At 42.3% G+C, this 14,613-nt stretch carries 13 protein-coding genes; all 13 read left to right on the top strand.

Annotated features, from left to right (window positions below):
* The first annotated feature begins 59 nt into the window (after window positions 1-59).
* Genes AWW67_RS15825 through neuC form a run of 13 tightly spaced genes read left to right on the top strand, consistent with a single transcriptional unit; the run spans window position 60 to window position 14,587 of the window.
* Complete coding sequence (locus tag AWW67_RS15825; RefSeq protein WP_062302926.1) at window positions 60-644, top strand: KdsC family phosphatase; 585 nt, start codon at window positions 60-62, stop codon at window positions 642-644.
* Window positions 637-1,482 (top strand): 3-deoxy-8-phosphooctulonate synthase, encoded by an 846-nt coding sequence (gene kdsA / locus AWW67_RS15820; RefSeq protein WP_062302924.1) that lies wholly within the window; start codon window positions 637-639, stop codon window positions 1,480-1,482. Before AWW67_RS15825 ends, kdsA begins: the two co-directional genes overlap by 8 nt.
* Window positions 1,483-1,500: 18 nt before the next feature.
* A complete protein-coding gene (locus AWW67_RS15815) occupies window positions 1,501-2,331 on the top strand; it encodes a polysaccharide biosynthesis/export family protein (protein WP_062302923.1) in 831 nt (276 codons plus the stop codon).
* 4 nt (window positions 2,332-2,335) lie between these two features.
* The gene (locus tag AWW67_RS15810) at window positions 2,336-4,744 is read left to right on the top strand and encodes a GumC family protein (RefSeq protein WP_062302921.1); all 2,409 of its coding nucleotides are present in this window, start codon (window positions 2,336-2,338) and stop codon (window positions 4,742-4,744) included.
* Between the two features lie 14 nt (window positions 4,745-4,758).
* The gene (locus AWW67_RS15805) at window positions 4,759-6,558 is read left to right on the top strand and encodes an ABC transporter ATP-binding protein (RefSeq protein ID WP_062302920.1); all 1,800 of its coding nucleotides are present in this window, start codon (window positions 4,759-4,761) and stop codon (window positions 6,556-6,558) included.
* 33 nt (window positions 6,559-6,591) lie between these two features.
* Window positions 6,592-7,785, top strand: coding sequence for a UDP-N-acetylglucosamine 4,6-dehydratase (locus AWW67_RS15800; protein ID WP_062302918.1), 1,194 nt, complete (start codon window positions 6,592-6,594; stop codon window positions 7,783-7,785).
* A 35-nt stretch (window positions 7,786-7,820) separates the two neighbouring features.
* Entirely contained in the window at window positions 7,821-8,963 is a 1,143-nt protein-coding gene (locus AWW67_RS15795) for a LegC family aminotransferase (RefSeq protein ID WP_062302917.1), read from the top strand.
* An 8-nt stretch (window positions 8,964-8,971) separates the two neighbouring features.
* Window positions 8,972-9,877, top strand: coding sequence for a class I SAM-dependent methyltransferase (locus tag AWW67_RS15790; RefSeq protein WP_062302915.1), 906 nt, complete (start codon window positions 8,972-8,974; stop codon window positions 9,875-9,877).
* A gap of 3 nt (window positions 9,878-9,880) precedes the next feature.
* Window positions 9,881-10,669, top strand: a complete 789-nt coding sequence (locus tag AWW67_RS15785) for a formyltransferase family protein (protein ID WP_062302914.1) — start codon at window positions 9,881-9,883, stop codon at window positions 10,667-10,669.
* Window positions 10,670-10,676: 7 nt separating this feature from the next.
* Window positions 10,677-11,516, top strand: a complete 840-nt coding sequence (locus AWW67_RS15780; RefSeq protein WP_082794067.1) for a pyridoxal-phosphate dependent enzyme — start codon at window positions 10,677-10,679, stop codon at window positions 11,514-11,516.
* Window positions 11,513-12,469: an ATP-grasp domain-containing protein gene (locus AWW67_RS15775; RefSeq protein ID WP_062302911.1), complete on the top strand. Its 957-nt coding sequence runs from the start codon at window positions 11,513-11,515 to the stop codon at window positions 12,467-12,469. Before AWW67_RS15780 ends, AWW67_RS15775 begins: the two co-directional genes overlap by 4 nt.
* The gene (locus AWW67_RS15770) at window positions 12,459-13,478 is read left to right on the top strand and encodes an N-acetylneuraminate synthase family protein (RefSeq protein WP_062302910.1); all 1,020 of its coding nucleotides are present in this window, start codon (window positions 12,459-12,461) and stop codon (window positions 13,476-13,478) included. The genes AWW67_RS15775 and AWW67_RS15770 overlap by 11 nt, the downstream gene beginning before the upstream one ends.
* On the top strand, window positions 13,475-14,587 hold the full coding sequence (neuC, locus tag AWW67_RS15765) for a UDP-N-acetylglucosamine 2-epimerase (protein WP_141655481.1): 1,113 nt from the start codon (window positions 13,475-13,477) through the stop codon (window positions 14,585-14,587). Before AWW67_RS15770 ends, neuC begins: the two co-directional genes overlap by 4 nt.
* The last annotated feature ends 26 nt before the right edge of the window (window positions 14,588-14,613 follow it).

Raw genomic sequence — 14,613 nt, 5'->3', positions numbered from 1 at the left:
AGAGGAGTAGGTCAATGGTTTTAAAGTGTTTTTACGGCTTTATTCAAAATCGAAGCATTATGTCAGACAAAAAAAACCTTCTACATTTGTCTAAATCTAAAGCTGTGAGAATATCCACTGAGATTGCTGAGAAAGCAAAAAAAATAAAAGCCATTATTTTCGATGTCGATGGCGTACTTACCGATGGCCGTATCATTTATAATAATGAGGGCATGGAGTCCAAAGAATTCAATGTGAAAGACGGTCAGATTATCCAACATTTAAAACTTCACGAAATCTTAACAGGCGTTATCACTGGGCGCGATTCTCAGGTGGTGCGTAATCGATGCAACGAGCTAAAATTTGATTTTCATTACCATGGGGTGAAAAGAAAAGGAGAAAAGTTTGATGATATCTTGATGGAATTCGGGTTAAATGCAGATGAAGTGGCCTTTATAGGTGATGACATTAACGATCTTCCTGTACTGATACAGTGTGGGTTAGCTGCCACACCAGCAGATGGACACTACAAAGTGAAAGAACAGGTTGATTTGGTGCTTCAAGCCAAAGGAGGTGAAGGAGCACTACGAGAACTGGCCGATTTGGTTTTAGAGTCTCAAGGTTTTTATGAGTTAATTATTGAAAGACAGTTAAGAAATGAATAAGTTTGAAGAAGGTTTTCGCTTAAGTGATAGTGTAGAAGTAGGGAATGGCAAGATGGTACTGTTCTCTGGACCATGCGCAGTTGAAAGTTATGATATTTGTGCACAAATTGCGGAGACCTTAATAGCGATTTGTTCTGAACTGGATATCCAGTACGTATTCAAAGCTTCATTTGATAAGGCCAATAGAACTTCTGTTGATTCATTTAGATCAGTAGGGTTCGAAGGGGCTTTAGACGTACTAGCAAGGATCAAAGCAAATTACCACGTACCAATTGTGACTGATATTCACGAATCATATCAAGCTTCTCCTGTGAGTGAAGTGGCGGACGCGTTGCAAATTCCCGCTTACCTGTGTAGACAAACCGACCTATTGGTAGCGGCTGGTGAAACGGGTAAAACCGTCAAAATAAAGCGAGGTCAGTTTATGGCTGCAGAAGATATGGAATACGCTGTGAACAAGGTGAAATCTACTGGTAATGAGAAGGTTTGCTTAACCGAACGCGGTGTTTCATTCGGTTATCACAATCTTGTAGTAGATATGCGTTCCCTTCCTGTTATGCGTCAATTCGCTCCTGTTATTTTTGATGTTACCCATAGTGTACAACAGCCAGGAGGCATGAATGGAAAATCAGGAGGCCAAAGAGAGTTTGCACCCTATTTAGCCCGCGCTGCCGCAGCAACAGGTGTAGACGGCTTCTTTATCGAAACTCACCCAGATCCTTCAAAGGCCTTAAGTGATGGGCCAAATTTAATTCCATTAGATAAAATGAAAGGCTTTATGCAAATGCTGAAAACAGGCTTTGAGTACGGTAATAGTCTAAATAATACCATTCTATAAATTGATTAAACTGAACAAATGGTAAAGAAAATTTTAGGTTTGGTTGTATTAATTGCGATTGTGTCGTCTTGTATTCCGAATGAGAAGATTATTCTTTTTCAAAATAAGGGAGGAGTTGATGAGTTGGGACTGGATACTCTAATTACCCCACCTAGGTCTGAATACTTTTTACAGCCGAGGGATATTCTTTCTATTAATTTCTTCTCTAATGTAGAAACAGCTGTGGAGCCTTTTAGGCAATCCACTGCGGATGTTATCGCAACTACAGGTTCAGGTCAAGGTCAGCAAGGAGGCGGACAAGCATTTCAACAAGGGGGGCGTCAATCGCTAGGGCAGACTTTTGTTATTGATAATAATGGGTTTTTACTCATCAACACGCTAGAGCCTCTTAAAGCTAGCGGTTTAACAACCAAAGCGTTAAAGGATAGTTTGGAATCTGTAATTAGAGTGGATAAAGGTATAAGAGATATTTCTGTGAATGTGAGTTTAGCTGGTATTAGGTATACTACCACCGGTGAAATAGGAGGAGGACAACAGCTAATAGTAGGGAGTGAGGCAAATCTTTTGGAAGCCATAGCCAATGCTGGAGGTTTTACCATTAATGCCGACAGGCAGAAAGTGCAAGTGTTAAGAAATTATGAGGGGGGAGTGAAATGGCATGAGATAGATGTAACCCAAAGAGATTTAATGCTTACAGAGTTTTGGTACGTTAAACCTGGAGATATTATTTATGCACCTCCTTTAAAATTGCGTGAAATTGGAGCTGGAGATAACTTTCTTTCCCAATTGGGTGTGGTTGTTGGATTGATTTCCACTGGAATTTTTCTTATCAGTTTAACAAGTAACTAGCAGCATGGAAGATTTTGAAGACCTTTTCGGTCAGGGAGAGAGTAAAACAAAAACGGCAGCTTTTAACCCAAAAGAGGTGGTTTTTAAGTATATCCGCTTATGGCCTCTTTTTATCATCTCCATATTTATGCTATTACTTACTGTATATATCTATCATAGGTATACTACAGAGAAGTTCAGTGTAAGCAATACCATTTTAATTCCTGAACAGAATAGAGATATTGACCAAAGTATTTTAGCCCAGTTTAGTTTCGATTTCGGAGCAGTTTTCTTAAATGAAATTGAAATTCTAAAATCAAAACCACTCACAAGGGATGCTTTAGATAGCCTTAACTTTGATGTGTCTTATTATTCTAAGGGTAGAATAAAAACGATTGAAGAATATAGAACCCTACCTTTTGTTATACATTACGATAAGAGTCACCCTCAGCCCTATGACCAGGAATGGAGACTTACTTTCTACGAGGGAAACCAGTTTAGTGTATCTAAAGCTGGAGAAGAGGTTCAAGAATCTCCTATCAGATTCCGTCCAGATGGTTGGATTGAGAGCAGCCAATATCGATTCAAACTGGAATTTAAAAACTATACTGATTTAGCTGGTAAGACTTACTATTTCAAAATTCATAGTAGAGAAAACCTGATTGATAGCTTTCAGAGTCGATTGAATGTCACCTATTTAAAAGCCTTTAGCTCAATTGCGGTGCTTACGCTTACTACAGATGTGCCTCAAAAGGGTGTTGACTTTCTTAATAAACTATTGGAAGTATACCAGAAAAGGGAACTTGCCTTGAAAAACAGTAAGGCAGAGAAAACCATAGAATTTATCGATAGCCAAATGGATACTTTGGAAGGTCAATTGGCGACTTTAAGTGCAGAAAGGTCTAAATATAGAATTGATAACAGGTTTTTAGATTTAGGGAGCAAAGGAACAGAGCTTTTGCTAAAAATAAATGAATCCGATTTTGAGATAAGAAAGTTGGAGCGTCAGGTTGAATTTTTAAATGAGTCGCTTGATAAAATTGAAAGTAACGATGGTCTTCAAGATTTGATCTCCCCGTCTCTATATGGTATAGAGGATGTATACATGAATCAGTTTACAGACCAAATTAGTGAGCTTACCTTAGAGCGATCAGGGTTACTTCAATACCTAGAACCATATAACAGTACAATTCGAACTTTAGATGAACAAATAAATCAGGTTAAAAGGAACTTGAAAAGTTATGTGAAGCTTAAGATTGAGGAGCTAGAAGGACAACTCAAGGCCTATCAAGATGAGAATAAATTGGTTGAATCTGACTTTAAAGATTACCCGGTAATAGAGCAAGGTTATTTGGAAATTGAGAGAAGGTTTAATATTGTTAATGGAATTTATACCAACTTGCTTCAACGCAGGCAAGAAGCGGCTATTGTATCGGCTTCGAATGTGGCCAACTCTGAAGTGGTAGACCCTGCTGTTTTACCTTCAAAACCATTCTTTCCTAATTACCAGTTAAACTATTTGGTGGGAGGCGCATTAGGTTTGATTATCCCATTATTATTTATTGTAATTAGAGAACTTACGTTCAACCGAATAGAAACCAGAGGCCAAATTGAACGCATTACTTCCATTCCTATTATAGGGGTGATTGGACATAACGAACAAAAATCTAATTTGGCCATTTTTGATAAGCCTAAATCTATTATTGCAGAAACCTTCCGATCCTTACGTTCTAACCTTCAGTATTTTAGTAGTGAAAAGGAGCTGCAAACCATTTTGGTTACCTCTGGCTCATCGGGAGAGGGTAAATCTTTTTGTTCTACCAACTTGGCTTCTATTATGGCCATTAGCGGCAAGAAAACCGTATTGCTAGGTTTGGATTTAAGGAAACCTAAACTTTTTGACGATTTCGGCTTAACCAACGATATAGGAGTTTCGAATTACCTTGGTGGCTTTGTTGAAATGGAGGATATCATTATCCATACTGAATTCAATAATTTAGATGTTATTTTTGGAGGGCCAGTACCACCCAATCCTGCTGAACTTTTAATGGGGCAGAAAATGGAAAAGCTGATGACTTACTTAAAGTCTAAGTATGAAATCATCATAGTGGATACCCCGCCAATTGGCATTGTAGCAGATACTTTCAATTTACTGAAATATGCCGATGTCAGCCTCTATCTAGTGCGCCACCTCTATACCCAACAAGATTCCTTGAAACCTCTTAACGAATATGTGGAAAAGGGAATCATTAAAAATATGGCTCTAATCCTGAATGATTTTAAATCCCGTACGGGTTACGGTTATGGCTATAACTACGGTTATGGCTATGGTTATGGTTACGGTTATGGTTACGGCTATGGAAATCAATACGGTGGAGGGTACTATGAGGAAGATGTAACCAATAAAACAAGTTTTTTAAAACGGAAAAAGTAAAGCTCTTTCAGTTAATGAGTTTCCTTAAAAAAGCAATCAAGAAGTATTTTCAGAGCTTCTCTTTTTTTTATCAGTACCTGAAATCTCGTACTTTCTTAATCATTGGGGTTAGTCTTTTAGTGGGAATTTTTGATGGTTTTGGTTTAACCATGTTTTTTCCGCTCTTGCAAATGACAGGAGATAACTCTGACTTTGATAACTCCCAATTAGGCAATATGTCATTCTTAGTGGAAGGGTTTCAGTCTGTTGGCATATCATTAACTACTTACTCAGTTCTAATCATAATTTTAATATTCTTTAGTCTTAAAGGTTTTTTTAAATACTTAGCAGGATACTACAGGGCTGTTTATCAACAGTTCTTCGTAGCGAAACTGAGGATTAGTAATGCTGACGCCTTATCTAACTTTAGTTATTATTCTTTCGTCAGTAGCGATAGTGGACGTATCCAGAATACTTTTACTAGTGAAGTTGAACGGGTGAATGGGGCTTTCAGAGCCTATTTCATGGCTATACAATCAGCTGTCTTAGTGTTAGTTTATATTGGTATGGCATTTTTTGTAAACGCTGAATTCGCGTTACTAGTGTCTTTAGGAGGGTTATTATCTAATATTCTATTCAAAGGGCTATACAAAGCAACCAAGAAAGCATCAAGAGCCTATACTTCTGAATCTCATAGTTTCCAAGGACTTTTACTACAGAATGTATCTAATTTTAAATATTTAAAAGCCACTTCTTTGATTTTCAAATACTCATCGAAATTAAAACACCGTATTCGAGAAATAGAGTTACTACAGAGGCGCATGGGGATTTTGAAAGCTAGAATGCAGGCTTTGCGCGAGCCTATTACCATGTTGGTTGTAGTAGCTGTGATCATCATTCAAATGGAGTTTTTTGGTGAGGGTATAGTGACGATTTCAGTGAGTTTATTACTGTTTTATCGTGCTATGACAGCCTTGCTTGCAGCACAAAATGAATGGAATTCCTTTCTGGGTTCAGAGGGCTCACTGCAGAATATGAAGAGCTTTTCCAAAGAGCTTAAAGCAGGTGAAGACCACTACGGAGACAAGCCTTTTGAAAGGTTTCAGAGTAAAATTGAGGTAGAGAATCTCTGCTTTAATTATGGAGAGACCTCCATTCTGAAAAATGTTGACCTCACCATTAACAGAAATGAAACGGTAGCCGTGATAGGTGAAAGTGGCTCTGGAAAGACAACATTGGTCAATCTGATAGCCGGGTTGATCAAGCCTGATAGCGGCAGGGTGCTGTTTGATGGCGTTTCGGCAAGTGAGCTGGATGTAAGAACTTTACAGAAGCGCATCGGCTACATAACTCAGGAGCCAGTGATTTTCAGTGATACCATCTTCAATAACGTCTCTTTCTGGGAGGAGAAGACTGAAGAAAACCTGATGCGGTTCCGCGAAGCCCTGAAAAAGGCCTCTATCGATGCCTTTGTAGATGAGCTGACTGACAAGGAAGAAACCATGCTGGGCCAGAACGGTATCAACCTGAGTGGAGGCCAAAAGCAAAGACTGTCCATCGCCAGAGAACTCTACAAAGACGTGGACTTTCTGATGATGGATGAAGCCACCTCTGCCCTGGACAGTGAAACGGAAAAGGCCATTCAGCAAAATATAGATGACTTGAGAGGCAAGTACACCATCATCATCATCGCCCACAGGCTTTCTACTATCAAAAACGTGGATAAAATTATTCTGCTGAAAAGGGGAGAAATCGAAAGAGCCGGGAGTTTTGACGCGCTGATGGCTCAATCAGAAGATTTCAAAAAAATGGTAATGCTTCAGGAGTTTTCCTGAAATTAAATAGACCGAATTTCGAATAGCATCGACATGAACTTACAACTACTTGATCTGATTGGCCGCCAAAGCCCTTTGTTTGAGTCGGATATTAAAGCATCGGAAGAGGAACTCAGCCAGATTGTAAGCGAATCCACCTTTCTGGTTTTGGGAGGAGCCGGGTCAATTGGTCAGGCAGTAGTAAAGGAGATATTTAAGCGTACGCCCCGAAAGCTACATGTAGTAGACATCTCTGAGAATAACCTTGTAGAACTGGTAAGAGATATCAGATCTTCATTCGGATACATAGAAGGTGATTTCGGGACTTTCGCGCTGGACATTGGTTCAGCAGAATACAATACTTTTATTAATCAGGATGGAGTCTATGACTATGTACTCAACCTGTCGGCACTTAAGCATGTAAGAAGCGAGAAAGATCCATTCACGCTGATGCGTATGATCAATGTCAATGTCTTCAATACCGATAAGACCATTGGCCAGTCCATAGAAAAAGGTGCCAAAAAGTATTTCTGTGTTTCTACCGATAAGGCCGCCAATCCAGTAAATATGATGGGTGGATCTAAGCGCATTATGGAGCTTTTTCTGATGCGCAGAAGTCAGCAGATCGATATTTCAACAGCCCGTTTTGCCAATGTAGCTTTTTCTGACGGCTCACTTTTACACGGTTTTAATCAGCGCATTGCCAAGCAACAACCTATTGTGGCTCCCAACGATATTAAACGCTACTTTGTAACCCCCCAGGAGTCTGGAGAACTATGTCTGATGTCATGTGTATTTGGTGAGAATAGGGACATATTCTTTCCTAAACTCAGTGACTCACTTCATCTCACCACCTTTTCCAGCATAGCTGTGAAATACCTAGAGCAAAGGGGCTTTGAGCCATATCTTTGTGAGACAGAAGAAGAAGCAAGGTCTCTCGTGCATGGATTACCTGCCAAAAAGCAATGGCCCTGCCTGTTTACTCCAAGCGATACAACGGGTGAAAAAGACTTTGAAGAGTTTTTTACTGAAAGCGAAACACTGGATATGGAGCGCTTTGCCAACCTGGGAATCATCAAAAACGAGCTATCCTTTGATGATGAAAAACTGAATCATTTCGAGAGGCGAATTCAACAAATGATCACTCGAGGAGCCTGGAGGAAGGATGAAATCGTTAGTCTCTTTCATGAGATGATTCCGGGCTTTGGTCATCTGGAGACTGGGAAATACTTGGATAGTAAAATGTAAACTGCTGGATAAAGCAGGATAGAAACCCATTAAAAATGACTTATAGCAAGACCATAGCGCAGATAAAGGAGATAAACGGCAATCGTGATTTTACACCATTGCACGAACCCTGTTTTTCAGGAAATGAAAAGAACTACTTAGCGGACACAATTGATACCACATTTGTGTCTTCTGTGGGCGCCTATGTAGATCGCTTTGAGGCAGAGATGGCTCGCTATACAGAAACCGCCAAGGCTGTTGCAGTGGTCAATGGTACGGCAGCACTACAGGTGGGCATGCGATTGGCCGGAGTGAGCAAGGGTACAGAGGTACTGACTCAGGCACTTACTTTTGTGGCTACGGCCAATGCCATTGCCTACAATTCTGCCCGGCCTGTGTTTATTGATGTGGACCTAGATACCATGGGCATGTCTCCTCTGGCACTGTCCGCCTTTCTGGATGAGTTTGGGGAGCTGCGTGAAGAAGGGTGTTTTAACAAATCAACAGGAAGGAGAATAGCCGCCTGTGTACCGATGCATACCTTTGGGTACATGTGTCGCATAGACGAGATAGTTGCTATTTGTGATCGCTGGAAAATCCAAGTAGTAGAAGATGCCGCAGAAGCCCTGGGTAGTAAATACAAAGGCCAGTCTGCGGGTAGCTTTGGCCAGACCGGAGCTTTCAGCTTTAACGGTAATAAGATCATTACCTCCGGAGGAGGTGGAACCATAGTGTCGAAAGACGCGCAGTTTGCGGAGAAGGCAAAATACCTGACTACTACGGCCAAAGTACCCCATAGGTGGGAGTATGTACATGATGAACTGGGCTATAATTTTCGTATGCCCAACGTAAATGCCGCACTAGCCTGTGCTCAGATGGAACGCATAGAAGAAATAAAGAGTGCTAAAAAAGTGCTCCTTGCCTCATATCAAGAGGTATTTACCGGGGAGTCGGCCAGGCTTAAACCCATTCCTGCCGGCACTGACTGGAACCATTGGCTTATCAGTGTTGAATTGGAGAATCTTGAAGAAAGAAATCGGTTTTTGCAGGAAACTAATGATGCGGCAGTGATGACCAGGCCTATATGGAGGCTTATTTCAAGCTTGCCTATGTATGAGCAATGTCAGAAAGACAGCCTTGCCAATAGTATCTGGCTGGAAGAAAGAATAGTGAATATCCCAAGTAGTGTTAAAGTATAATTAAGGAGATGAACGATCATTGGAAAAATACAGTCCTGGAAGCTGCCCCACAGCTCTCAGAATTCGAGTCGACAGGTATTTATACCGCAGAGATGGAGAAAAATCTAGGCATAGAATATCATGATAAAATGTCAACTGGCTCCATTCTCAGAACACTCAGGGATCAGAAATTTCATTTGTCTTACTGGGAAACACCCTACTATGAAAAAGCCATCAATGGTTTCATAGAAGGAGTAGAAAACCCTGAAGGAAAACTCGCGATTGATATTGGTTGTGGTGATGGCAGGTTCACGGAACTATTGCTCAACAAAGGCTATAATGTGATCGCCCTGGATGCACACATTCAGCCCCTTTTTGACCTCGCCCAATACGCAGAGAAAAACGGTCTGACTGATCGATTGATGGTAATACACTGTTCTGCAGACAGTCTGCCCATTCCTGATGGACTGGTAGATGTGGCTCTAGCCATTGGCGTGTTTTATTACCTCAACGAAAATTTCGAAAAAGCACTGGGTGAAGCACATCGGGTGCTCAAGTCAGGAGGTATTCTGGTGAACAGTGAGCCTGATATTGAAGGAGCTACCTATAAGTCAGTGATTCTGGATGAGATCGAGGACCTGCTGGAAAACCTGGAGGAAAGACGTTTTAAAGAAGGAAAAGGAAAAACAGAATTCAAGTTCAGGCTCTTTACCAAAGATGATATGAAAGGCCACCTGGCAGCAGCCGGTTTTGAGTTTCTGGACTACCACGGGCTGTCACTGCTGCCCTCTATACTCAGAATAAAAACAAGCCGTGGTGAGTTTTCTCTGGAAGAGCTGGAAGAGAAAGAGGATCAGGTAAGAAATGTATTTGACTATTTTGATGCCAATGGTTCACTGCACAAACACGTCATCTGGAATAGCAGAAAACGATAAGAGATGAGTAAAGTAAAATTCCTGGTAATCGGAGATATTCCTTTGGCCACTAAGGTTTTCAGGGTACTCCATAATCATCCCAAAGTAGAAGTGGCGGCAGTGCTTACACTGGCCAGGTCCAAGGTGTTTGCCAATGATCCCTGGGAAGATAAAACATGCCTGTATGACGAGGCACAGAAATATGGTATTCGTACACTCCACAGCCAGCAGGAGGTAGTAGACGCATTTGAAGCAGGAGCCTTTGACTATGGTATTAGCTGCAGGGCTTCCATTATTTACAAGCCTCCCTTCCTCAATCTGTTTGCCAAATACCTTATTAATATGCATGGTGGTATTTTGCCCGCCCGTAGCGGATTGCACATTGCCAATCACTGTATTATAGAAGGCGATACTCAAAGTGGCGGTACTTTGCATATCATCAATGAAGCCATTGATGCAGGAGATTTACTGGCCAGAGAGTTCTTTGACCTGGAATCCACAGACACCTCCTACACAGTCTATCGAAAGACACAATTTGCTCTCTTTAAGGCCTTTAGTGATAATATTGACAGCATCGTTGATGAAACGATTGAAGCTGTTCCTCAGTCAGTGTACATCGCCAACGGGGAAAAGAAGGAATACTTTAACAAAAAGGCGATAGACAAGAGAAAAGAAATTGATCTTGCCATAATTACTCCGGAAGAGCTGGACAGAAGGGTAAGAGGCCTTGATTTTCCGGGTCACGAGTCTGCCTATACCGTTATCAATGGTAATAAAATCTACATGACTACCCAGCCCTTTTTTAAATCCTGATCTTTTTTTGATCGCACTACAACATCATATTCAAAGCTTGAACAGTGGTAACCTACTGCTCGATGAAGGGCAGAATCACAGCTATGTATCAGGCAACAAGCTGCGTAAGTTCAATGGTATTCTTAAAGAGCAACCTGAGGTGAACGGGTTCATCACACTAGGGTCTGTCTTTTCAAGCCACTGTATGACCACCGCCTTTTACGGAGCCTACCTGGGCAAGCCAGTGGTGCTGATCATTATTGCAGAAAGCGAAGTTGACGAGAGAGACTTTCCACACCTGAAAGCCAGTATTGATTTTGGAGCCAAAGTGCTCTTTGTTAAAGGAGCGGAAGCAACGGCTTTTATTGACGAGCAGAAAGAGCGATACAAAGACTATTTGTGGATACCCGGTGGAGGGCATACCCCCGGAGCTGCAGCAGAATATTGTGCCTATTTTAAGTCACTTTTTCAGGCCAATGAGACACTAAGATCGGTCGGGCATATCATTTTGCCCTATGGTACCGGCACTACGGCCTTTGGAATTTGCAAGGCGGTATCAGCTTTGCAATTGCCGACAAGGGTCATTGGGGTTTCAGTAGCAAGAGACAAAGAGCGCTGCCTGCAGGCAGCAGCAGAGTTTGCCGGGTCGGAGACCGAGTTAAGCCCGCTGGAGATTGTAGATGATTATGCCGGTCGCTATCACGACAGAACCCCTGAAACAGAGGCCGCCCGACAGTGGTTTTTCAAAGAAACATCCGTATTGCCTGATCCTATTTACAATGCCAAAAGCATCGAGTATTTTTACAGAAAAGAAATGAGCAACACCCTGGTGGTAAACACAGGTGGAATGCTGAACAACCTGCTATGAACCTGCTTTTCACCAATGCCGGAAGAAGAACCTATCTCATTGAGTATGCGCTGGAGCTTGCCGAACAAGAGGGCTATGACCTGACAATTTTTGCAGGAGATGTGTCTAGAGATACAGCGGCATTTAGTGTATCTGAAAAAGTGATACCTGTATTGACTCCTTATGTCAGCGGAAATGAAGCTAATTATCTCAAAGCATTGGAGGCAATCTGTAAAGAGCATCAGATCGATGTGATCATTCCCCTGATGGACTTTGAGCTACCTGTGCTGAGTGAAAATAAGGCAAGGTTCCTTGAGTCGGGCACGCGCATCTGGGTTTCTGACTCCGGGGTAATTAACCAATGCCTGGACAAAAAGAAAAGCTACGCATGGTGTCTGGCCAATGATATCAGGGTGCCCAGGTCTTATTGGAATATAGAAGAGGCCAGAGCGATTATCAGGTTCCCGGTTATCAAAAAAGCCATTTTGGGAAGCGGTAGTGTCGGTCTTGAAATTATCAGAGATGCTAAAGCCCTCCAAACGGTAGATTTTGATACCTTCCTGCTGCAGGATATGATAGAAGGCAGGGAAGTAGGAATGGATATTTTCAACAACTATCAGGGTGAATTTCTCAGTGCCCACTTCAGAGAAAAGATGGCCATGCGGGCAGGAGAAACAGACAAGGCAAGGTCCTTTAGCAGCGAAGCCTTTGTTGAAATGGCCAGAGAGCTCAGTGCAAAATTCAGGCATACCGGTAACATGGACATCGACTTTATGGAAACAGAGGCCGGTGAAGTGTACTTCATCGACTTCAATCCCCGCTTTGGAGGAGGCTATCCCTTCACCCACAATTCAGGACTTAACTATTTAAAAGCAATTATTGACCTTTCCATGGGCAAAGAAGCCAATCTGACAGGAACACCACGTGAGATTGTAGGCATGAAAGGGATAAAACTATATTTCTATGAAAGATAAGCAAGGCTGTTACATCATCGCTGAGGTAGGCCCCAACCATAACGGGAGCCTGGAAGTGGCGCTGAAATATGTGGAAGCACTCGCGGCTATAGGCGTAGATGCAGTGAAATTTCAAATGGGCAATCCACTCAATTCCTACTCACTGGACGCCTTCAAGGCCAACTACCAGGAAGGCCGGGACAAAACCAAGTCACCCATTGAAATGTCTAAGCGCTACCAGCTGCCCTTCCAGGATCATATCAAACTGTATGAAAAGTGTAAGGAGCTGGGGGTAGACTATAGCTGTTCGGCTTTTGAAATGGACAGCCTGAACTTTCTTTGGGATAATATCCCCATGCCCTTCTTTAAAATTCCTTCAGGAGAAATTTTCACCCTGGATATGGTCGATTTCATGGCACAGAAAGACCTGCCGATTATACTTTCAACGGGCATGTCTACCTTTGAAGAGATTGAAAAAGGTATTGCTCTTTTTGAAGCACGGGGTCCGAAAGACATAACTATCCTGCATTGTGTGAGTAGCTACCCGGCCAGTCCGGAAGACATCAACCTGAATGTGATGCTGGAGCTGAGAAAGAGATTTGGCAGAAATGTAGGCTACTCAGATCATATGCTGGGTAATGAGGCCTCTATAGCCGCAGTAGCCCTGGGAGCAACCGTGGTAGAAAAGCACGTGACCTTTGACAAGAATGACGAAGGCCCTGATCATCAGGCCTCAGCCACCATTGAAGAGTTTGCAGACTTGGTAAAGGCAATCAGAAAGGTGGAAACTCTGATGGGAACCAACGAGAAAATCTTTACTGAAAAGGAAATAGGTATTAAAAAGGTGGCTAGAAAGAGTATTGTAGCCAAAACTGATTTACCTGTTGGGCATATCATTACCCAGGAAGACCTCTGCTATAAGCGTCCGGGTTTTGGCTATCTGCCCACTGAACAAGATCAGGTAATTGGTAAAAAAGTAAGCACCACCATTGAAGGGAACAGGGTAATAAGACCGGAACATCTAGCGTGAAAAAAACAATAGGATTTTTTACAGGAGCTAGGTCTGACTATGGCATTATGAAGCGGTTAATAGCGGCAGTAGCAAACACTGAAGACTTTGACTACAGCATCTATGTGTCAGGGCTTCATCTGCTGAAGCGCTTTGGCCATACCATTGATGAGATCAGGGCTGATGGCTTAGATATTAGTGCTATCATAGACGTTTTCAGAGAAGATACAGAGCCCGGTCAGCAGGAATTCACACAGCTCATTTCAGAATTATCTGTACTTCTGGAGCAGAAGAGGCCGGATGCTATGTTTATTCTGGGCGATCGGCCCGAAGCCTATGCCGCTGCAGTAGCCTGTCATTTTGCAGGAGTCACCATCATCCATTCAGGAGGAGGCAATCTGACTAAAGGTGCAGTAGACAATATTTATCGTTATAACATCTCTAACCTCTCAGATATCATCCTAGCTACAGCAAAGAGCAGCTTTGAGCGCCTGAAGGCAATGCCTGTTCTGGATGAGAAAAAACTGGTATTTACGGGATCACTGGCCATTGATGCTATCAAGCATTTCCAGGCCTCACCAAAACCCATTGCTCACTTTGTGCCCGGCATACTTCCGGGCGCTTTTGCCCTGATGACCTTTCACCCTGTTACCCGCTCAGATGAAGATATTGCCCAGGCGATGGATGATAGTCTGAAAGTCATCACTGATAGGGGACACACCGTGTTAATCACTTACCCTAATAATGATCCAGGTTATCAGCAAATTCTGGATGTAATAGAAAAGTGGCGTGATCACGAAAAGGTGGTCATTCGTGAAAACCTCGGAGCACAAGGCTACTATGCTGCACTCAGTGCCTGTCAATTTGTAATCGGCAATAGCAGCAGCGGGCTCATGGAAGCCCCCTATTTTCATAAGCAGGTCATCAACATAGGTTCCCGACAGGAGGGAAGGGAGCATGATGGTAGTATCACCCATACAGATTGCCAAAGAGAGAGCATTGAAGAAGCACTCAATCTGGGTTTCGAACAAGGATGGCCGACCACTGTCTGCGATGAAATTTATGGAGATGGTCGTGCATTGGAACGCATAATGACTTATTTTAAAGAGAACTTGTCTGCCAGAAGCTAAGTATGATCAGTCCTTATCTTTCAACA

Origin of the sequence: Roseivirga seohaensis (genome assembly GCF_001592945.1) — a bacterium.
GTDB lineage: Bacteria > Bacteroidota > Bacteroidia > Cytophagales > Cyclobacteriaceae > Roseivirga > Roseivirga seohaensis.
The sequence above is the reverse complement of the archived record's forward strand: the minus strand, read 5'-3'. Positions and strand labels throughout refer to the sequence as shown.